The sequence below is a fragment of the Mycobacterium sp. 134 genome (assembly GCF_048282715.1).
Lineage (GTDB): Bacteria > Actinomycetota > Actinomycetes > Mycobacteriales > Mycobacteriaceae > Mycobacterium > Mycobacterium septicum.
Genome location: NZ_JBLVUN010000008.1, coordinates 5,684,948 through 5,705,656 on the forward strand (window position 1 = coordinate 5,684,948; position 20,709 = coordinate 5,705,656).

18 protein-coding genes are annotated in these 20,709 nt (G+C 64.4%); 11 read left to right on the forward strand and 7 right to left on the reverse strand.

The window, feature by feature from the left end:
- Positions 1-12: 12 nt before the first annotated feature.
- Positions 13-1,323 (reverse strand): glutamate-1-semialdehyde 2,1-aminomutase, encoded by a 1,311-nt coding sequence (gene hemL / locus ACNQVK_RS32075; RefSeq protein ID WP_418032729.1) that lies wholly within the window; start codon positions 1,321-1,323, stop codon positions 13-15.
- A 57-nt stretch (positions 1,324-1,380) separates the two neighbouring features.
- Positions 1,381-1,767: a nitroreductase/quinone reductase family protein gene (locus ACNQVK_RS32080; RefSeq protein ID WP_418032730.1), complete on the reverse strand. Its 387-nt coding sequence runs from the start codon at positions 1,765-1,767 to the stop codon at positions 1,381-1,383.
- Between the two features lie 45 nt (positions 1,768-1,812).
- On the opposite strand from ACNQVK_RS32080, the gene ACNQVK_RS32085 reads away from it, so the two are divergent.
- From ACNQVK_RS32085 to mddA, 10 genes are all read left to right on the forward strand, one after another.
- The gene (locus ACNQVK_RS32085; protein WP_418032731.1) at positions 1,813-2,211 is read left to right on the forward strand and encodes a nitroreductase family deazaflavin-dependent oxidoreductase; all 399 of its coding nucleotides are present in this window, start codon (positions 1,813-1,815) and stop codon (positions 2,209-2,211) included.
- Positions 2,212-2,250: 39 nt separating this feature from the next.
- On the forward strand, positions 2,251-2,631 hold the full coding sequence (locus ACNQVK_RS32090; protein WP_418034461.1) for a nitroreductase family deazaflavin-dependent oxidoreductase: 381 nt from the start codon (positions 2,251-2,253) through the stop codon (positions 2,629-2,631).
- Between the two features lie 161 nt (positions 2,632-2,792).
- Positions 2,793-4,337, forward strand: coding sequence for an SDR family oxidoreductase (locus tag ACNQVK_RS32095; RefSeq protein ID WP_418032732.1), 1,545 nt, complete (start codon positions 2,793-2,795; stop codon positions 4,335-4,337).
- A 34-nt stretch (positions 4,338-4,371) separates the two neighbouring features.
- On the forward strand, positions 4,372-6,114 hold the full coding sequence (locus tag ACNQVK_RS32100) for an NAD(P)/FAD-dependent oxidoreductase (RefSeq protein WP_418034463.1): 1,743 nt from the start codon (positions 4,372-4,374) through the stop codon (positions 6,112-6,114).
- A gap of 41 nt (positions 6,115-6,155) precedes the next feature.
- On the forward strand, positions 6,156-11,729 hold the full coding sequence (locus tag ACNQVK_RS32105) for a type I polyketide synthase (RefSeq protein ID WP_418032733.1): 5,574 nt from the start codon (positions 6,156-6,158) through the stop codon (positions 11,727-11,729).
- Positions 11,726-12,586: an ABC transporter ATP-binding protein gene (locus ACNQVK_RS32110; protein ID WP_418032734.1), complete on the forward strand. Its 861-nt coding sequence runs from the start codon at positions 11,726-11,728 to the stop codon at positions 12,584-12,586. The genes ACNQVK_RS32105 and ACNQVK_RS32110 overlap by 4 nt, the downstream gene beginning before the upstream one ends.
- A gap of 158 nt (positions 12,587-12,744) precedes the next feature.
- Positions 12,745-13,443, forward strand: coding sequence for an ABC transporter permease (locus tag ACNQVK_RS32115; RefSeq protein ID WP_418032735.1), 699 nt, complete (start codon positions 12,745-12,747; stop codon positions 13,441-13,443).
- 15 nt (positions 13,444-13,458) lie between these two features.
- A complete protein-coding gene (locus ACNQVK_RS32120) occupies positions 13,459-14,820 on the forward strand; it encodes a cation:proton antiporter (RefSeq protein ID WP_418032736.1) in 1,362 nt (453 codons plus the stop codon).
- Between the two features lie 466 nt (positions 14,821-15,286).
- Positions 15,287-15,568 (forward strand): WhiB family transcriptional regulator, encoded by a 282-nt coding sequence (locus ACNQVK_RS32125; RefSeq protein WP_418032737.1) that lies wholly within the window; start codon positions 15,287-15,289, stop codon positions 15,566-15,568.
- Between the two features lie 116 nt (positions 15,569-15,684).
- Complete coding sequence (gene mddA, locus ACNQVK_RS32130; RefSeq protein ID WP_418032738.1) at positions 15,685-16,455, forward strand: methanethiol S-methyltransferase; 771 nt, start codon at positions 15,685-15,687, stop codon at positions 16,453-16,455.
- A gap of 55 nt (positions 16,456-16,510) precedes the next feature.
- Here mddA and ACNQVK_RS32135 read toward each other — a convergent pair whose 3' ends face one another.
- Positions 16,511-17,623: a hypothetical protein gene (locus tag ACNQVK_RS32135; protein WP_418032739.1), complete on the reverse strand. Its 1,113-nt coding sequence runs from the start codon at positions 17,621-17,623 to the stop codon at positions 16,511-16,513.
- Between the two features lie 386 nt (positions 17,624-18,009).
- Between ACNQVK_RS32135 and ACNQVK_RS32140 the strand changes: the two genes are divergently transcribed.
- Positions 18,010-18,144, forward strand: coding sequence for a hypothetical protein (locus tag ACNQVK_RS32140; RefSeq protein ID WP_418032740.1), 135 nt, complete (start codon positions 18,010-18,012; stop codon positions 18,142-18,144).
- 210 nt (positions 18,145-18,354) lie between these two features.
- On the opposite strand, the gene ACNQVK_RS32145 is transcribed toward ACNQVK_RS32140, so the two are convergent.
- The 4 genes from ACNQVK_RS32145 to ACNQVK_RS32160 all read right to left on the reverse strand — a co-directional run bounded on the left by ACNQVK_RS32145 (position 18,355) and on the right by ACNQVK_RS32160 (position 20,588).
- Positions 18,355-18,798, reverse strand: coding sequence for a pyridoxamine 5'-phosphate oxidase family protein (locus tag ACNQVK_RS32145; RefSeq protein WP_418034465.1), 444 nt, complete (start codon positions 18,796-18,798; stop codon positions 18,355-18,357).
- 93 nt (positions 18,799-18,891) lie between these two features.
- Positions 18,892-19,086 (reverse strand): hypothetical protein, encoded by a 195-nt coding sequence (locus tag ACNQVK_RS32150; protein ID WP_418032741.1) that lies wholly within the window; start codon positions 19,084-19,086, stop codon positions 18,892-18,894.
- Between the two features lie 61 nt (positions 19,087-19,147).
- Positions 19,148-19,747, reverse strand: a complete 600-nt coding sequence (locus ACNQVK_RS32155) for a TetR/AcrR family transcriptional regulator (protein ID WP_418032742.1) — start codon at positions 19,745-19,747, stop codon at positions 19,148-19,150.
- Positions 19,734-20,588, reverse strand: a complete 855-nt coding sequence (locus ACNQVK_RS32160) for an oxygenase MpaB family protein (RefSeq protein ID WP_418032743.1) — start codon at positions 20,586-20,588, stop codon at positions 19,734-19,736. The genes ACNQVK_RS32155 and ACNQVK_RS32160 overlap by 14 nt, the downstream gene beginning before the upstream one ends.
- Between the last annotated feature and the right edge of the window lie 121 nt (positions 20,589-20,709).

A 20,709-nucleotide genomic window follows, 5' to 3' on the forward strand; every position in this document is an offset into this window, starting at 1 on the left:
TCGTTCTGGTCGTCACTGCTTGGCCTCCGCGGCGGCACGCGCCGCACCGGGTAGCGCGTCGGCGATGCGGGAGAACGCCTCGTCATCCAAAGCCGCTGAGACGAACCAGGTTTCGAAGGCACTGCACGGCGGGTACACCCCGGCCTCGAGCAGCGCGTGGAAGAACGGCGGGAAGCGCCAGGTTTCGGTGGCCTTGGCCGCGGCGAAGTCGTCGACCTGCTCGTCGGTGAAGAACACGCTGAGCATGTTGCCCGCGCGCTGCACGCGGTGGGCCACGCCGGCGTCGGTGAGCGCACCGGCGAGCAGGCCGGCCAACCGGTCGGCATTGGCATCCAGCCGGGCGTAGGCGGCGTCGTCGGCGTTGCGCAACGTGGCCAGCCCGGCGGCCATCGCCACCGGGTTACCGGAGAGGGTCCCGGCCTGATAGACCGGCCCCAGCGGGGCCAGCCGCCCCATCACCTCGGCACTGCCGCCGAAGGCCGCGGCCGGCAGGCCGCCGCTCATCACCTTCCCGAAGGTGAAAAGGTCGGCGGCGACGGGATCGAGCCCGTACCAGCCGGCCCGGCTCACGCGGAAGCCCGTCATGACCTCGTCGAGGATCAGCAGCGCACCGTGGGCCGCGGTGATCCGGCGCAACGCCGCGTTGAAACCGGGCAGCGGGGCGACGGTACCCATGTTGCCCGGGCTGGCTTCGCTGATGACACAGGCGATCTCGTCGCCGAACCGGCCGAAGATCTCCTCCACCGCGGCGACGTTGTTGTACGGCAGCACGATGGTGTCGGCGGCCGCCGCTCCGGTGACGCCGGGTGAGGACGGCAGACCCAGGGTCGCGACACCGGAGCCGGCGTCGGCCAGCAGCGCGTCGGAGTGGCCGTGATAGCAGCCGGAGAACTTGATGATCTTGGCGCGGCCGGTGTAGCCGCGCGCCAGCCGGATCGCGCTCATGGTGGCCTCGGTGCCCGAGTTGACCAGACGCAGTCGCTCGACGGGGGCGACCCGGTCGATGATCTCGGCGGCCAGTTCGGTCTCCGACGGGGTCGGGGCGCCGAAGCTCAGCCCGTCGACCGCCGCCTTCTGCACTGCCTCCACAACCGCGGGGTGTGCGTGGCCGAGCAGCATCGGGCCCCACGAGCAGACCAGATCGACGTAGCGGTTGTCATCGGCATCGGTCAGCCAGTAACCCTTGGCCGACGTGATGAACCTGGGAGTGCCGCCGACCGAGTTGAAGGCACGCACCGGGGAGTTCACTCCACCGGGGATAACTGCGCAGGCATCGGCGAACAGCTGGGCCGATCGCTGAGTCTGCGGTTGATCAACACGCATGGCCACCAGTGTCCCAGCCGGTGCAAATGCGTCAACTACAGGGTGTAGTGGTCGCGGTCACCCAGCAGGCGTCAGCGCGAAAACCGGGTGATCCGCGTCATCGGGCAGGTCGCGGAAGTAACCCTCCACCACCTTGCCGGCCAGCGGGCGGTAGGCCGCGATGATCGGCGCCCGCTGCTCCACCGGCACCTCGGCCGCCAGGTAGCTGGACTTGCCCAGCGTCACCCGGGGGTTGGCCCGGACGTTGCGCACCCATGCCGATTCACCACGGGTGGAGACGAGGTACTTGACGCCGTCGACCACGGGAACCACGACGGGGATCTGCTGTGGCTGTTTGCTGACCCGGGTGGTGACGGTCAGGGTCTCGCTATGGCCGATCCCGGTGGCCATCGCGATCCGGTTGAACACTGCACGAACGAACCACGGGGGTTTGAGATAGGCCATGCCTTCAGTCTCGGCTCATCCGACCCGGCGCGGCAAGATGAAGCGATGGTGCGATTCTCAGAACGGCGTGCTCGGTTCAACCGACGGGTCACCAACCGGATCTTCCGGCCCGTGTCGGGCTACCTGCCGATCTGGTCGATCGTCGAGCACACCGGGCGACGCAGCGGCACGATCTACCGCACACCGGTGACGGTGTTCAGCACCGAAGACGGAGTGGCCGTGCTGTTGCCGTACGGACGACAACGGGATTGGGTGAAGAACCTGCAGCGCGCGGGCGGCGGCCGAGTGAAGTTCGAAGGGCGGACCTTCGCCGTCGATCAGCCCCGAATCGTGCCCACTCCCGAGGCGCTGCCACATCTGAGGACGCCGTGGCGCCAACTGATGGCGCGGGCGGGTGTCGAGCACACGCTGTTGCTCCGGCGGGCCAGGGAAATCCGACCGTAGTAGGTTGTGAGCGCCTTCGCGGCCGGGATTGAATGGGCCATGCAACTCCCGCAATGGCTGGCCCGGCTCAACCGGTACGTCACCAACCCCATCCAGAAGCTCTGGGCCGGATGGGCTCCGCTGTACGGCATCCTCGAACACGTCGGGCGAAAATCGGGCGCCCGCTACCGCACGCCTCTGTCAGTTTTCCCCACCGACGGGGGCGTTGCGATCCTGCTCACCTACGGCCCCAACCGCGACTGGCTCAAGAACATCACCGCCGCCGGCGGCGCGCAGATGCGCCGGCACGGCAAGACCATCCAGCTCACCGACCCGCAGGTGGTGTCCAAAGCCCAGGCGGCCGAGCATGTGAAGGGTCGGGTGCGGCGGGTCTTCGAACGCGTGCCGGTCGAACAGGCGGTGCTGTTGAAGCGGGTCTGATGCGATACGACAGAGCTGCCTAGATCAGATCGGTGCGCATGTGCCCGATAGGTGATGGCCCGCCGCGGCGTTGCCCGCGAAACTGAGTTTTGATCGTGGCCCATCCGCCGGCCGAGTAGCTACGAATCACCGGAAAGAAAGCTTCGATTCCGGGAGGCGTAGTGGGAACGGTGTTGCGGGTGCTGGTCACGGGCTCCACCGGCTACATCGGCGGTCGCCTCGCCCCGCAGCTGGTCAAAGCCGGGCACCGGGTGCGGGCGATGGCCCGCGATCCCGACAAGATCAGCGATGTGCCGTGGGCGGCGGATGTGGAAGTCGTCCGCGCCGACCTCACCGACCAGGAAACGCTCGTTGCCGCCTGTCGCGACATCGACGTCGTCTACTACCTCGTGCACTCGATGAACACCCGCGGAGATTTCATCGAATCCGAGCGCCGCAGCGCAGAAAACCTCGTTGGTGCCGCACGCCGGGCCGGTGTGCGACGCATCATCTACCTCGGCGGCCTGCATCCGGAATCCGACCGGCTCTCGACGCATTTGCGCTCCCGCAGCCAGGTCGGAGAAATCCTGCTGAACTCCGGTATCCCGGCTCTCGTACTACAAGCCGGGGTGGTGATCGGTTCCGGATCGGCGTCGTTCGAGATGATCCGGCACCTGACCAATCGGCTACCGGTGATGACCACGCCGCGATGGGTCAACAACCGAATCCAGCCGATCGCGGTACGCGATGTGCTGTACTACCTGCTCGAGGCCGCCACCGCCGAGCTGCCGCGCAGCCGCACCTACGACATCGGTGGCCCCGACGTCTTGCGCTACGGCGAGATGATGCAGATCTACGCCGATGTAGCCGGCCTGGCCCGTCGCCGCATTCTCGTACTCCCCGTTCTCACCCCGAAACTCGCCGGACTGTGGATCGGATTGGTGACCCCCGTCCCGCCGCGGATCGGTCGCGCCCTCATTGAATCCCTGAGCACCGACGCCGTCGCCACCGAGCACGACATCGACTCGATCATCGCGCCACCACCCGGAGGACTGACCCGATATCGGGATGCCGTCGCACTCGCACTACGTCGCATCAAGAACGGTGAAGTCGAAACGACCTGGGCCAATGCATCTCCCACTGGCGCACCCTCCGACCCACTGCCGTCTGATCCCAGTTGGGCCGGTGACGCCATCTACACCGATGACCGCAGCATCGACTGCGACGCGACAGTTGAGCAGGTGTGGCGGGTCGTCGAAGGTGTCGGCGGTGAGAACGGGTGGTACTCGTTTCCGCTTGCCTGGACGATTCGCGGCTGGCTGGACCGTCTCACCGGCGGTGTCGGCCTGACGCGTGGCCGCCGCCACCCCCACACCCTGCACACCGGGGACGCCCTGGACTTCTGGCGAGTCGAGAGAATCCAGCGACCGGTCCTGCTGAGGCTGCGGGCCGAAATGCGCACCCCCGGCGGCGCCTGGCTCGAATGGCGACTCGAGTCGCGCGGCGCAGACCGGACCCGCCTGCACCAGCGTGCGATCTTCTTCCCGAAAGGTCTTGCCGGAAGGCTCTATTGGAATGCACTCCTGCCCTTCCACGGCATCATCTTCACCGGCATGCTCAACAACATCGCCGTCGCCGCGCAACGAGGTCCCGAGTCCGTAGTCGGCCCGCCGACCAAATCGCCTGAGCCGAGCCGCAACTACCTCCGCGGGGGTGCACGTGACTGAGACAAGTGTGGACGTACGAGCGCAGATATCGCAGATGAGTCCAGACGCCCGGAAGGCTCTCGCGCAACGCATCAAGGCACGCCTGTCCCCTGACGATGGTCCTACGGCAGATCACGACGTAACCATCATCGGAGGCGGCGTCGCGGCCCTCACATCGGCGCTGGACATTCGCCGAGCGCGTCCGACCACGCGAGTTCTGGTCGTCGAGCCGAACGCGTACCCACGACCCGAGATCACACATACAGTCGGCGAGTCGACCGTAGAGGTATCGGCGCACTACTTGCGGGACCACCTGGGCTTGGCGGACCACTTGAGTACCGCACACATCCGCAAGATGGGCTTGCGGATGTTCTTCTCACACTGTGGAAACACCGATATCGCGCAGCGGATGGAACTCGGGAGTTCCGCGTTCGTACCGCAGGTGACCTACCAGATCGACCGCGGCAGGTTGGAGAACGAACTCCACCGACGGTGTCTGTCGGGCGGCATCGATGTCGCCCGGGGCCGGGTCCGCTCAGTCGACTTCGCCGCCGGGAACCGCCCGCACACGATTTCGTTTCAAGACGGCGACACGGTCACGCAAACGACGGCACGGTGGGTGGTCGACGCGTCGGGACGGAACCGGATGCTGCCGCGTCAATTGGATCTCAAGCGGACCAACGAACACCATTGCAACGCTGCCTGGTTCCGTGTCGCCACGGAGATCGACGTCGGCCGGTGGAGCGACGACCCGGTCTGGCGAGGGCGTCTCATCGAGGGTGACCGGGCCATGTCCACCAACCACCTGATGGGCGAGGGATACTGGGTCTGGCTCATCCGACTGGCATCCGGTGCCACCAGCATCGGCATCGTGGCCGACCCGGCGCTTCATCGGTTCGACGAGTTCAACACGCTGCCCAAAGCCAGGGCATGGCTTCGCGAACACGAGCCCCAGTGCGCCGCGGTGGTGGCAGAGCATGCCCACCAGATCAGGGACTTTCGGGTCATGAAGGAGTACAGCCACGGCGCCGCGAAAGTGTTCGACGGACGCGACCGCTGGTGTCTGACAGGCGATTCCGGGATATTCCTGGATCCGTTGTATTCGTCGGGACTCGACCTGGTCGCGATCGGCAACGGCCTGATCACCGACATGATCTCCAGGGAACTGGACGGTGAGGACGTCGTCGGACGCGCGCAGATCAGCGATTCCCTTTTCCGATCGCTCACCGAGATGTGGCTCGCGGTGTATCAGGACCAGTACACCCTGATGGGCACACCGACCGTGATGTCGTCGAAGATCATTTGGGACGTCGCGTTCTACTGGGGATTCATCGGTCTTCTCTACATGAATGGCCGGTTCGTGGGCGTCGCCGACGACCCCGGCTTCGTCCCCTACCTGGACGGGCTCATCGCACTCAGCAATCGCGTTCAGCGATTCTTCCGGGAGTGGGCCGCCGTCGAAGCCGCCACCCCCGCTGTGCCATTCGTCGACTTGTACTCGCCGTTGAACTTCATGGTCGCGCTGCACACCGCGATGATGGGAACCAGCCCGAACTTCGCCGAACAGTTCGATGCGAATGCCCGGCTGCTGCGTCAACTGGCAGGCCAACTCGTCGAAACCGTCCTCGCGGAGAAGTCGTCGATGTTCGAGCACGACGATGTCATGCGACAGGTGCAGGCGTGGCAACGAGATTCGCTCCTGCACGAGTTTCGATCGACCTACCGACGGGAACAGTCGGTCAACCCGGTCAGCGGTGATTGGATCGTCGCCACCTCGCCGATCCTCCAGTCCGGTTGACGCGACTTCCATCCGATCCGTATCAGCTGTGAGGGCAGAGGATGAACATGGTCATTGAGTGCAACGGCGACGAACCGTTGGCCATCGTCGGAATCGGATGTCGCCTCCCCGGCGGAGCCGACTCCGCGGAAAGTCTGTGGAACTTGCTGTGCAGAGGGATCGACGCGACCTCCGTCGTTCCCGAAACCCGCTGGCATGCAGCCCGATACCACGACCCCAATCCGTCAAAGGTCGGCAAGATCGTCACCCGTCGAGGCGGATTCCTGGGCGAGATAGATCAATTCGACCCACAGTTCTTCGGGATCTCCCCGCGAGAGGCGCACTCCCTCGATCCGCAGCAACGCCTCCTGCTGCACACCGCGTGGGAGGCACTGGAAGACGGGGGAATACCCGCCGAAGGACTGGCGGGGGCCGACGTCGGAGTGTTCATCGGTGGCTTCACCCTCGACTATCAGCTGCTGCAGAACCAAGGTCGTACCAGTCGCTACCGGTTCAAGGCCCATTCAGCCACCGGGATGATGATGACGATGCTGGCGAACCGGATCTCGCATGCCTTCGACTTCCGCGGACCCAGCATGACGATCGACACGGCATGCTCCGGCTCGCTCGTCGCGGTGCACCTTGCCGCGCAGAGCATCTGGAATGGTGAGTGCGATCTGGCCCTTGCCGGTGGCGTGAACATCATGATCGGCCCCAATACCGCGATTGCGGAGTCGAAGAGCGGATTCCTCAGTCCCGAAGGACGTTCCAAGGCCTTCGACGATTCAGCTGACGGGTATGCCCGTGGGGAAGGCGGGGCGATCGTCGTCCTCAAATCCCTTCAGCGCGCGCTCGACGACGGCGACGAGGTGTACGCGCAACTCCTCGGTACCGCGGTGTCGCAGGACGGCCACACCGACGGCATCACCGTGCCTCGCGAGGAAGCCCAAGAAGCTGCGATCCGAATTGCACTCCGGCGCGCGGGCGTCCAGCCCACCGAGGTCGGTTACGTGGAAGCACACGGCACCGGCACCCCGCTCGGCGACCCCATCGAGATGCGAGCACTCGCGGCTGCGCTGACCTTGGACCGGCCGGCGACGAATCCCCTCCTGATCGGATCCGTCAAGACCAACATCGGCCATCTCGAGGCCGGCGCCGGTGTAGCCGGGCTGATCAAGGCCGCGTTGGTCGCCAAACACGGATACATTCCCGCCAACCTGCACCTGCGCAACCCGAACCGGCACGTGTCCCTCGCGGAGCTCAAACTCGACATCGTTGCGAGCGGGCAGCCATTCCCCGACTACGCGCGTCGCATAGTGGGGGTGAACTCGTTCGGATTCGGGGGTACCAACGCCCATGTGGTGCTCGCCGAGCCGCCCGCCTCATTCCGCGTCGACCCCGCCGCAACTCTCCCCCCGCAGCAGCCGCCGACCATTCTGCCGATCTCCGCCCGTAGCGAGGAGGCACTGGTCGCGAGGGCCGGTCAGTTGGCCGGGCATCTGGCCGCCCACCCCGATGTCACGTTGCGAGATCTGGCTTTCACGCTCGGACAGCGCCGAGCGCATCTGAACCATCGCCGCGCTGTGATCGCCGACGACATCGCCGATGCGGCCGAACAACTTCAAGCCCTCGCCGATGGCGGTGATCCCGCCACCGGCCGCACCGTTCCGATCGCGCCGAGACTCGCATTCGTGTGTACCGGCATGGGCCCTCAGTGGTGGAAGATGTGCCGGGGCCTGCTGGGCACCTACCCCACGTTCACCGACAGCATGCTTCGCACCGACCGCGAGCTGTCCCGCTATACGGGCTGGTCCCTTGTCGACGAGCTCCGGCGCGACGAGACCTCCTCTCGCATGGCAGAGACAGAGTTCGCGCAACCAGCCAACTTCGCCATCCAACTCGCGCTGGCCGAGCAGCTCTCGCAGTTCGGCATCCACCCGGATGCCGTCATCGGCCACAGCGCGGGTGAAGTGGCCGCCCACCACCTGGCCGGCCTTCTCACCTTCGAGCAGGCGATCGAGGTGATCTATCACCGAAGCCGGCTCCAGCAGCGCACGAGCGGACAGGGCGGGATGCTCGCCGTCGGCCTCGACGTCGATTCGGTGCTTCAGACGATCGACGGCAGAGCGCGCGAAGAGTTCGGCCGGCGGGTGTCGGTGGCCGCGATCAACAGCCCGTCGGCAGTGACGATCGCCGGCGACAACGACCTGCTCGCCGACATCGCCCGGCAACTGGACGAGGCCGGGATCTTCCACCGGTACCTGTCCGTCAAGGTGCCCTACCACACGCATTTCATGGAGGCGGTGAAGGACGACCTGTTCAGCGCCTTCGACGGTCTGTCGTCGAAAGCGGCTACGCTGCCGCTGTATTCGACGGTCACCGGTGATCAATTGGACCAATACCAGGCCGGCGCCGCCTACTGGTGGCAGAACACGCGCTCCACCGTTCTCTTCGAACCCGCGATGCGCCGGATGTTGGAGGACGGATACACGCACTTCGTCGAGCTGGGACCACATCCCGTTCTGGCCGCTTCGATCTTCGAAACCGCTGGAAAGAACAGGGTTCTGGTCACAGCGACCCAGCGAAGGGATCACGACGACAGCCGCGCACTGCTCAATTGTGTTGGCACACTGCACTGCGGCGGCCACGACGTCGCGTGGAACGTCGTGCAGCCACGTAACGGAGCCCGACTCCTCAAGCTCCCGTCCTACCCGTGGCAGACGAAACGTTTCTGGAATGAAACCCAGGAAGCGGTGGAGGCACTGTTCTACGACCCGGTGCATCCATTGCTGGGACAATCGGTGAGCGCGCTTCATCCCACCTGGGAAGCCGAATTCAGCACTGTCCTCAACACATTTCTCGCCGACCATCGGGTCCAGGGAACTGTCGTGGTACCCGGGGCGGTGTATGTGGAGATGGCGGTTGCCGCGGCCAAGGCGATCTACGGGTCGAACCACAGTGTGGACAATCTCGTGCTTCATCGCGCCGTCATGCTCGACGAGACCTGCGACCCCATCCTCAGGACCACCCTCAACGAGGCCGACGGCACGTTGGAATTCGCCGCGTTCACGGTCACGGCCGACGGCGATTCCAAGTGGGCGATCACCGCCACGGCGGAACTGAACACGCTGCCCGTGGCACCGCCCAGTCACGACCCGTCAGACAGCTATGCGGAGCCGACCGCCTCGATCGGCGGTGAGGACTTCTACGCACGTACCCAAGCGCTCGGTTTCGACTATGGCGACGCATTCCGGTCCGTGCGAGGTGTGACTGCCGGCGAGGACTGGGCCATCGCCGAGATCACCGTTCCAGCTGCCATCGCCGACGAGCTCGACGCTTTCCGATTTCATCCTGCGCTCGTCGACGGGGCCTTCCAAACACTTTTCGGCGCACCGTTTCTCGGGCAGGAAGAGAACGAGGAGCCATACCTCCCCACTCGGATACACCACTGCGCCCTCTATCGTGCGCCCGAAGAGCACATGAGGGTTCACGTCCACGTCGTGTCCGCGACCAGAGAGGAGGTCGAGAGCGACATCACGATCTCCGACCGTGTCGGGAGGCCGCTGGCGGTCTTCGCAGGTTTCACAGTGCAGTCGCTGAGCACCTCATCGAACATGTCGGCCGATCACATCGACAGGAGCCTGCTCGAAATCCAATGGTGTGCCGCATCCGACGAGGTGAGCGCGGAGGCGCACGATCAGCACCAGAACACGACCGGCGCTTCGTCCTGGCTCATCTTCGTCGACGAATCCGGGGTCGGTGCATCCCTCGCCGAAGAACTGCGCCACCGCGGCCACCGCGTCCGCACCGTCGAGCACCATGCTGTCCCCGACCTCACGGAGGTTGACGGAGACTATGCGATGAACACCAGGTGCCCCGAGCAGATGGGCCAGATGTTCACCCGCCTCGCCGCAGAGGGAGACCTCGTCGGAATCATCAACTGCTGGCCGCTCGACATCTCCGAGGACGGCAGCGTTGACGAGAATCAACAGTTGGGCACCCATACCATCCTGCGCCTCGTCAAAAGTCTTGCCGAGCACGACAACTTGACGTCCCGCCTCTATCTGATCACCGCCAACGCACAGCCGGCACCCGGCACCCGGCTTCGGGGTGTCGATCAGTCCGCTGTGTGGGGACTCGGTCGGGTCATCGGTCATCAGGAATTCTCCGAACACTGGGGCGGCCTGATCGATATCGACACGTACCCGGATTCCGCTGCCGACCGCACTCAAACCATCACCCGCATCTGCGATTACGTTCTCCACCGCGAACCGGAAGATCAGATCGCGATCCGCGGCCGAACCACATTCGTGCCGCGCCTGCGCCCATGCAGTGGATTGACGAGACCGTTTCCCACCAAGCTCACCCGGGATGCGACCTACGTCGTCACCGGCGGCTCAGGAGCGCTCGGCCGCATTGTTGCCACCTACCTGGCAGAACGCGGAGCACGCCACATCACGCTGCTGAGCCGCGGCATCATCCCCCCGAGAGATCGTTGGTTGTCGCTGACCGAGGACGATCCCCACTTCGCGACCGTCAGCGCCATCCGGAAGGTCGAACACCTCGGTGTCCAGGTCACCACCGCCAGTGTCGATGTCACCGATTCTGACCAGATGGCGGCCTGGCTGTCCGACCACATCCGAGGTGGCGGCAGGCCGGTCCGCGGAATAGTGCACGCCGCAGGATCGGTGAACGACCAGTTGCTCGTGAACACGAGTGAACTCGACTTCGCCAGGGTGACGGCGCCCAAGATCACGGGTACTCGCGTGCTGCACAACACGTTCAAGGACCACGAGCTCGAGTTCTTCGTCATGTTCGGGTCCGCCGGATCGACCATCGCCTCGCCCGGCCAAGGGAACTACGCGGCCGCCAACGCGTTCCTCGATGCCTTCGCGCACTACCGCCAGGCGCAGGGCCTGCCGGCCCTCACCATCGCGTGGGGGCCGTGGTCGGTGGGAATGGTCGAAGAGCTCAAGCTGGAGAAGATCTACGCCGCGCGCGGAATCGACTTGATCACACCGGCAGTGGGTACCCGGATTCTGGATCGGCTCATCAACCAGAGGATGCCCAACGTCGTCGCCATCACCGCAGACTGGGCTCGAGCCCGCCACGCCGGCCTCGGCGAATCGCTACCGCCGATGTTCTCGGAGCTCAGGACGACCGAAACATTCTCTGCTGAAGCCGATTCCGGAGGCTCGATACTCGACGTGCTCGCGGCTACTTCGGAGGCCGATCGGCTGTCCGTCATCGCCGAACGTGTGCGGCACATCGTGGCCGCCGTATTCGATTGTGCCGTAGACGACATTGAGCCCGACGATCTGCTGGAGGACATCGGCCTGGACTCCATGATGGCGATGGAGTTCAGGATAAGGGTCAATACGGTCTTCTCGATCAACCTCCCCGTCCTGGAGATCCTCAAGGGCATCAGTGTGAATGCTCTGTCAGGTCGTGTACTCGCCGAGCTGCATTCGATCCACGGCCGCGCCCCGGCGACCAACGGCGATTCACCACCTGCATCCCCTGTCGCCGACGACATGGACCGGGTGATGGACGAACTGTCGGATGCCGACCTGCGAGAGCTGCTGGCCGAGTTGGAGACACAGGCTGAGCCGGAAGTGGGAGGGACACACTCGTGACGTACCCACCGCACGCAGACCAGTCCTCCGCCGTCCGCGTGCGCGGGTTGTCCAAGACCTATGGTCGATTGCACGCGGTGCGGAACCTGGATCTCGACGTCGACTACGGCGAGATCTTCGCGATTCTCGGCCCCAACGGGGCGGGCAAGTCAACGACCATCGAGATCCTTGAAGGCAACCGGAAGCGCGATGCCGGGGAGGTGCACGTCCTCGGAGAAGATCCCGGGACTGCGGGCCGGAGTTGGCGCGCCAGGATCGGCATCGTCCTGCAGGAAACCAGCGACTTCGGGATGCTCACCGTACTGGAAACCGTGCGAATGTTCGCGAAGTGCTATGGCAGGGCCCGCATTCCCGAGGAATTGCTCGATCTCGTCGGGCTCGGACCCAGTTCTGGTCTCAGGGTCAGGACGCTGTCCGGGGGCCAGCGACGCCGACTGGATGTCGCTCTCGGAATCATCGCCACACCCGAACTACTCTTCCTGGACGAACCGACCACAGGGTTCGATCCCGAAGCGAGACAAAAATTCTGGGACCTCATCAGGGCGCTGTCCGACGCCGGCGCCACCATTGTTCTGACCACCCACTACCTGGAGGAGGCCGCCGCCCTGGCGGATCGCGTCGCGGTCATCGCCGACGGACAGGTGGCCGCCGTGGACTCGCCGACCCGGTTGACCGCGCACGTAAAAACGACAGCAACGGTGCGGTGGGCCGAGGGAGACCAAGTCCGTGTGGAGGAGACCGATCACCCGACCGCGCTGATCAGGCAACGCTCCGCCGAGGGGGCGGAACTGGCTCAACTCACCGTCACACGACCCACGCTCGAAGACGCCTACCTGCACTTGACCGGGCAGGCGTGATGGCAACCGAATCCGTGCAGAGCGCCGCGAAACCCAGACAACGCCAGGACAACTCACTGCCGGCCCTTCCTTCGACAGTCGCCATAGGGCTGTCACGAGTCGTCCCCGAACTGAAGATGTTCTACCGACGCCCCGAACAATTGGCTCTGACGTTCTCGATGCCGGCCGTGATCTGCATTCTGTTGGGTTCTATCTTCTCCGCCGAAGTGCCTGGGACGCAGACAAGTACCGGTGCGGTGATTGCGGCAAGCATGCTTGCCTACGGAATCCTCTCGACGTCGTTCATCAACCTTGGAATCGGCATCGCGGCCGACCGTGAGACGGGCGCCTTGAGGCGACTGCGGGGCACGCCTGCCACCGCGTCGTCCTACTTCATCGGGAAGATCATGCTCGTTGCCATCGCGAGCCTCGCGGAGGCCGCCATCCTGCTCACGGTGGGCGTGCTGTTCTTTCAACTCCGGTTGCCCACCGACGTGTTCGGATGGTTCACGCTGACGTGGGTCTTCACCCTGGGCATCATCAGCTGTTCACTGCTGGGCATCTTCATCAGCAACTTCGCCGGCAACGCCGTCTCTGCTGCTGCCATCACCAACGGTCCGGCAGTCGGCTTGCAGTTCCTCTCGGGCACCTACGTGCCACTGATGGTGTTGCCGACGTGGATGCTGCTCATCGGTTCGCTGTTCCCCGTCAAATGGATGGCGCAGGGCTTCCGGTCGGTGTTGCTCCCCCCGCAGATGGTCGCGTTCGAACCGGCGGGCAGTTGGGAACACTGGCGGACGTTCCTGGTGCTGGTCGCGTGGTGCATCGGCGGCTTGATCGCCTGCCTCTCCGCGTTCCGCTGGTCCGACCAGAAGTGACCGGAAGGAGCCGCCATGCCGTCATTGCTCACGATCACCTATCACTTCTTCATCCAGATCGTTGTCATACTCCTGGCCTACCGCCTCCTGTGGCCGGTCTTCCGCAGACTCGGTCAGGTGCAGGTGGTCGCGATCATGGTGGCCGGATTCCTGCTCGGGCCTTCGGTGTTGGGATGGATCTGGCCGGCTGGACAGCAGTGGTTGTTCCCCGCCAAAGTGACCATCGGTGCCGAGACGTTGACACACCCGAACCTGGTGGCCATCTACGTCGTCGGCCAGCTCGGCCTGGTGCTCTACATGTTCCTGGTGGGAACGACGTTCAATCTCGAGATCCTGGGCGCTCATTCGCGGCAGGCAGGTGTGACGTCAGCCGCGGGCATCGGCGTTCCGCTGATCGTCGGTGGCGTCGTCGGTTGGTCGATGGTCGGCATCGGCGGCTACTTCACCGCTGGTGTCGAGCACTGGCAGGGAGCGCTGTTCGTCGCTGCCGCCGTGGCGATTACGGCGTTTCCGATGCTGGCATGGATCATCTACGACTCCGGTCTGCTCAACACCAGGTTGGGCACGATGGCATTGTCCTGCGCCGCCGTCGACGATGCGTGCTCCTGGGTGCTGCTGGCGACGGTGGTGGCGACCGCCAAGGGCAGCGCGCTCGGCGCACTGTTGGCCATCGGCGGCGGCCTGGCCTACCTGGTGTTCATGCTGTACGTCGGTCGTCCGCTGCTCGGCAGACTGGAGACCTGGACACCGCCCCGCTTCGACACCGAACGGACGGGCGGGCTACCGATCGCGCATGTCACCGTGGTGCTCCTCGTCGTGCTGGCCGCGAGCGCGTTCGCCGACGCGGTCGGAATCTATTCTGTATTCGGCGCTTTCGTGGCAGGGGCCGTCATGCCGCGCGGCGCACTACTCGATTCCATCCGAGACCGTTTCGAACCGCTCGTCGCCTATCTGCTGTTGCCCGCGTTCTTCATCTACTCAGGCCTCAACACTCAATTGACCCTGATCCTCGACGGACCCACACTCGCGATGGCCGGCATCGTGCTCGTTGTGGCCTTCGCGGCGAAGTTCGGTGCCATCGGATTGGCAGCGCGTTGGCAGGGCATGAGTTGGTACGAGGCCGGTTCGATGGGAGCGCTCGCCAACGCGCGTGGCCTGATGGAACTCATCCTGCTCAACATCGGATTCGAGGCCGGGCTAATCTCCGGAAAGCTGTACACCGTACTGGCGCTGATGACGATCGTCACCACTTTCGCCGCCACACCGCTACAGCGGTTGTTCGAACGCCGCATGGGGAAGTCCGGACGGAAGTTCGGCCCCGCAGGGGAGGAACCTCACGGCGAAGTTCCTCAGGCGCGGGTCGCATCCGGTCCATAGTTCGTGGTCGCCTCCGCTCGCGCAGCACAGCGTGACGACAAGGCGCCGACGTTTGGAAGCGGTCCCCAAAAAGGTGTAGTACTCACCACCGGGACCGGTGCGGCTTGCGAATCCAGCCGACGGTTCTGACTGATCACCACACGGCGCAGGCCGACCAATATCGCGGCGGGCACCGCCATCAGCGCGATGATCTGGAACATCTCACTCATCGCGGGTTCCGCCTCGCGCACCCGGGTGGAATGAGTGCGACGGCCGGGGCGGGAAGCTCAATCGGTGTTTCGTCTGGCATACCTGCCGGTCTACGCCGGTCTCCGGCGGCCGGCGTCGATCTCAACGGTTTCTTGACGGCCGAGGATCGATTCCTTACAGGCCCTGTGATCGTGCACGTCAAGAGACCGTGCAGAATCTCGTTGCACCCGTAAAGAAGTCGTGAACGATCCGGCCGGCACGCGCGCGAGCCGCTGGGATGGCATGCATGGCACATGACGACGCGGACAGATGGCACTGGCAACTGCACGCGAGGTGTCGGGGTATGGACGCGTCGGTGTTCTTCTCCCCCGAGGGAGAACGCGGGCGCGCCCGATTGAATCGCGAACAGCGGGCAAAGGCACTGTGCCGGGATTGCCCGGTACTGGCGCAGTGCCGAACCCATGCCCTCACGATCGCCGAACCGTTCGGCGTCTGGGGCGGACTGTCGGAAGCCGACCGACACGGCCTGATGGATCCGAAACGCTCCGCGACCGGCTGATTCAGCAAACTGACAAACCCTTGTTCACCTGGGAATTCAAGGTTTACCGTAGATAAGTCACTACTGCGGTCCGCAGCAGGGCGCGACATCTGTCCCAACGGTGGCAGGAGGTCACCATGAAGCGCCTGTTCATCATCGGTTACGGGATCGTGAGCTATCTGGCGTTCCTCGTTGCCTTCCTCTACGCGATCGCCTTCGTCGGCAATTTCGCAGTGCCGCGCACGGTCGATTCCGGTATCGCCGCACCGACCAGTGAGGCGGTGCTCGTCAACGTGCTGCTGCTGTCGGTGTTCGCCATTCAGCACAGCGTGATGGCCCGGATCTGGTTCAAACGCTTGTGGACGCGGATCATCCCGCAGGTCATCGAGCGAAGCACCTATGTGCTCTTGGCGAGCCTGGCGCTGTTCCTGTTGTACTGGCAGTGGCGCACCATGCCCGCTGTGGTGTGGAACGTGGAATCCACTGCGGGACGGGTGATTCTGTGGGTGCTGTTCTGGGCCGGCTGGGCAACCGTTTTCGCCTCGACGTTCATGATCAACCACTTCGACCTGTTCGGGTTGCGGCAGGTGTGGCTGAACTGGCGCGGCCGGCCGTATAGCGAGCTGGGCTTCCGCACCGTGATGTTCTACCGGGTGATCCGGCACCCGATCATGGCCGGGTTCATCGTGGCGTTCTGGGCCACCCCGACGATGACCGCGGGCCATCTGCTGTTCGCGGCTGTCAGCACCGCCTACATCCTGGTGGCGATCCAGCTCGAAGAACACGACATGATGGCGATGATGGGCGATCAGTATCGCGACTACCGGCACCGCGTCGGGATGCTGGCCCCGGGTCTGCACCTCGGCCACGACACCCCCACCCCGAAGGTCAGGCACCGGGCGGCGTAGCGGGACAACTCTTGAGAAGCCGGGTGTGGTTGTGCGGACCACACCCGGCATATCGCTACTCTTCGCCGCCACCCGTACTCCCCGGGGACTCGTTGTCCCCGGAAGCCTTGGCGGGCTTGTTCAGTCCTGACTTCACCTTCTTCACAAAGGATTTCACCGACGCTGCGGCCGGCGACTCAGTCTTGGCCGACGCCGGTGCATCGGCGCCATCGGTCTCCGCACCAGCCGGGCTGGCCACGGTCTGCCCCGGCCGAACCTTGTTGCCCTTACCGAAGATCGAGCGGAGGTTCGGGCGGGCATGCGTGGTCGACGCCGGGGAGTCGACTGTCGCCGCCGCCCGGTTCGCAGGTGCGACGTCCTGCGCTTCAGCCGTACCGGATTCAGCAGCACGCTCCAGCGCCAGATTCGGTGTCACGGGCTGGGCCTGGAGCGCGGTCTTGACCGCCTGCCGGGTGTCGTGGACAACCGCCGCAGTGGCGTTGGCCAGATCGATCGTGCGCATGGTTAGGTCTTTCACCCCGTGCTGGAACGCATTGATGGTGGCGCCCGGGTCCAGTGTGGCCGCCGCGTCCAGGACCTCACCAATCGAGAAAACCGCCTGGTCGATGAGCGGCTTCACATAGCTGATGCCGAGGTAGAACGGTATCGAGATCGCACTCTCCACCACGACGGGGACCAACGCCTGGGCGACGGCCAGCGGGCGTTGCAGCAGGTACTCCACCGACGGGACCGACTGAAACACGTACTGGACGATCGGTGTTCCGACTGCATTGAGGATCTCGATGGGCGCCTGCCCGGGGTTGCCGTGCGCAATCGCGTCGGCCGCCGCCGCGAGCCCGGCGGGAAGCCCGGTGACGACGTCCACGGCGGTCTTGATGCCGTCGACCACGATCCCTCCGGCCACGTTGACCGTGGCGATCTGGTTCATCAGAAGCTGGTTGAGAATCGGGGCCGGGTCACTGAGTTCAGCGGCGATGAGTCCGGCGATGACTTCCTGCGAGAACTGGAAAACCGGGGCGAACACCTCGGCCGGGTTCTCCACCGCAGCCGCGAGTTGCACACCGCCGGAATGGATTTGCGGTGGCGGGTTGACCGGGGCCGTGGCGATGACGCCGGCTCCGACGAGGGCGATTCCGGCACTGAGATAGGGCCGAACACCTGCGTGCATGTGATCCCTTTCATCCGAGTTGGCATTCCGGACGGGGCTCGATGCACCGCACGCAGCCAACGTCGAGAGAACGTACCGACGCAGCTGTAACGTGTTTCACTTTCTTCCGAAGTGGGGCATTTCTCATTTGCACGAGCAACTTTTAGCAATAGGAATGACTGGCATCTAGCTGGGGTTTCGTCAATATAGCTACTTACCGTAGCGTAAATACTGGTCGCGAGTACTTGCTAGTAGCATTCACAAACGCAATCCCCGTGCTGCGCGGCACCGCACCCGGCGGCCGACGCTCGCGGCCCGCGGACGACCGAAATATCGGCGACTGGCTTTTATTTTTTTCTGATGTATGGTCGGGCCCAGTGATTGTTTGCGAATAAAAAGGAGCAACGATGGCTGATAAATCTCAGGGTCGCCTGCCCAAAAAACCGGCGATGACCATCAAGGAGCGGCGGGCGGCAAAACGCACCAAGGCGGCTGAGGCTGGGGAGACCATTCCCAGGAGGAAGCGTCCGGACCGCGCTTAGCAGTCTGAGCTTCAGATTTATCGACTTGAGCCTCATCACGCCGTACCAGCAGATGTGCATTTGCGGCGAATTCAACCCATTATTCTGGACAGATTGAAACCAACACGCAATTCACGCTTTTAATTTGGCGATCGTGGTGGATGAATTGTTCAGAATAATGGCCGGCCGGACCATGACGATTACCGATGAACGACGGGAACTGACCGGCTTTCAGGCCCGCCAGTTCAACACTTCACCCGATCCCGCTGTCATGACCGTGCCCGGCATCACCCGGAGTCGGTAAGGGGTCAGCCTCAGCGCCGCGAATTGATCCGACGTCGGCCCGGCACTCCATTGCGGGATGATGTACGGGTCGTAGCCCACCGGAGCGGGCCCCTTGGCGAAGCGGTCCCAGACCTGCGTGCAGGTCTCGTCGTCGGTGTACCACTCCACCAGGCAGTCCGCGGCGCAAGTGTCGTGGTTGGTGGTCCAGTAACTGACCGAGACGTACGGATGCACCGCAAGGTGCGCGCGCTTGACCGCGGTGGGAACGGTGGCGACCCAGCCGAACAGATCGGTACCGTCCCACTCCCAGATCGGGTGCAGGATGCGACTGCGGGGCTGACCGTCGGCGTCGACGGTGGCCACTGAGGCCCACACGATCTCGTGGGCCATGGTCACGAAGGCAGGGGCAATCCGGTCCAGCGGGGTAGCGGTCACATCAGCCACAGTAGGCAAGGGATGACCTGCGACGGCGCAGGTTCGCGGTTACCGCTCCGGGTCCGCGTCACCGTAGATGGGGTTGCCGTCCTCATCGAGCCAGTCGTTGACGGCGGTGCCCGATACCGTGCCATTGCTGCCTGGCAGGGTGACGGTGGGGCGCGTGTCGTCATAGGACTGCAGGACGCGCTTGGCTTCTTTGCGGTTCTCTTCGCTGACGGGTGGCGGATTCTCGGTGCTCATACCTGTGGCTGCCCGAAAGTGTGAGCCACCAAACACTTCGGCCGGCGGGTGCCCGCGCGGATCAGGCGGAGACGGTACGAAGCGAGGCCGGCAGGCTGGGCAGGAAATGCCGGGTGGCGAAGGCCCGGACATCCTCGGGGGTGTCGAGGGGTTCGACGCTGGGCAGCAACAGCACCATCCCCGCATAACGCAGGATGGTGTCCGCGAGGTCGTTGACTGCTTGCTCACCGATCCGCTCGGCGAACCCGGCCGGGAAGATCACCTTGAGCGCCGCGGCCATCCGCTCGATCGCCGCGCCGTAGTGGGCGTGCAGCATCTCCATCACCAGTGCCGGTTCATCGGCGATCATCTGGTTGAGCACGTGGTGGCGACGGAACTTCAGGATCGACAGCGTGAACGCCTCGACATAGTAGTTCGATTGCGACCCTGCGTTTTTCAACTCGTTGGCGATGTCGGAGAACAACGCGACGTTCTCCCGCTCGATCACCGCCGCGACCAGTTCGTCGCGGTTGGCGAACCTGCGGTAGATCGTGGTGCGACTGACCCCGGCCCGGCGCGCGACGTCGTCGAGCGCGACCCGGCGCAGGCCGTGCCGCTCGAACTCGACGAGGGCCGCGTCCAGGATGGCGACCGTCGCGGGCGACGAATCAACCCCGGGCATAGCCCGTTTGCGCAAATTTGTTGTAGCGCACGCTCATCGGTAGATGGTCCCACACCCAGTTCACCGGGCGGGACCTCCAGAACGCCGCGAGCCGCTGGTAGTTGCGTTCCTTGCGTGCACTCCACGGCAGCTCGAGCAGGTCACGGGCGCGGGGCGGCATGCCACCGGTGGTGATGAACGCCGCGACCGGATCGAAGATCGGCGCCGTCAGTTTCCAGGCCAGCGGCGATACCCCTTTGGGACGGGGGAATCCCTTGGTGACGTAGCCGACTCCGTACTGCGCAGTCTTGTGGGCGACGACGATCTCGTTCATCATCCGGTCCCAGTACTGCTCGAACTCCGCATAGGTGGCCGGCATTGCACGGTCGCTGACTCCGTAGCGGCGGTACCAGGTCTTGGACTCCAGGTAGATCTGTTCCTTCTCCGCGTCACTGAGCCGTTTGACGAAGGTGTCGGCGAAGTACAGCACCTGCTCGACGAAGGTGGCGTGCGCCCAGAAGTACGTCTCGGGGTCCAGCGCGTGATAGCGCGCACCGTCTGGCATCTCACCTTTGATGTGGTGGTGATAGTCGCGCACCTGCAATCCGCGGTTGTCATCCTCGGCGCCATAGACGGTCATGAAGATCGGGGGCAGTGACCGCTTGACGCGTGCTGCGGTGTCGGAGAAGAACACCGAATGGTCCAGCACGCCCTGGCCCAGCTCGGCCAGCATGTTCTGGAGAACGGCGGGCCGCGGCCCGATCAGGTACATCCGGTTGTCGCCGAAGTACTTCCAGACCAGCGATTGCGGCCCCAGTGGCAGTGCGTCGGTCTGCTGCGGCTGTTCGGCCAATTCCGTCATGGACACAGTGTTACAGATTTCGCACTTTGTACCAAGATGGGTGTGACCAGGGTCACCGAGGAGATGGGCGGCGTTATCGGGCTGTTGCCGGACCGTGTCGCGTGCCGACACCCATGACGCC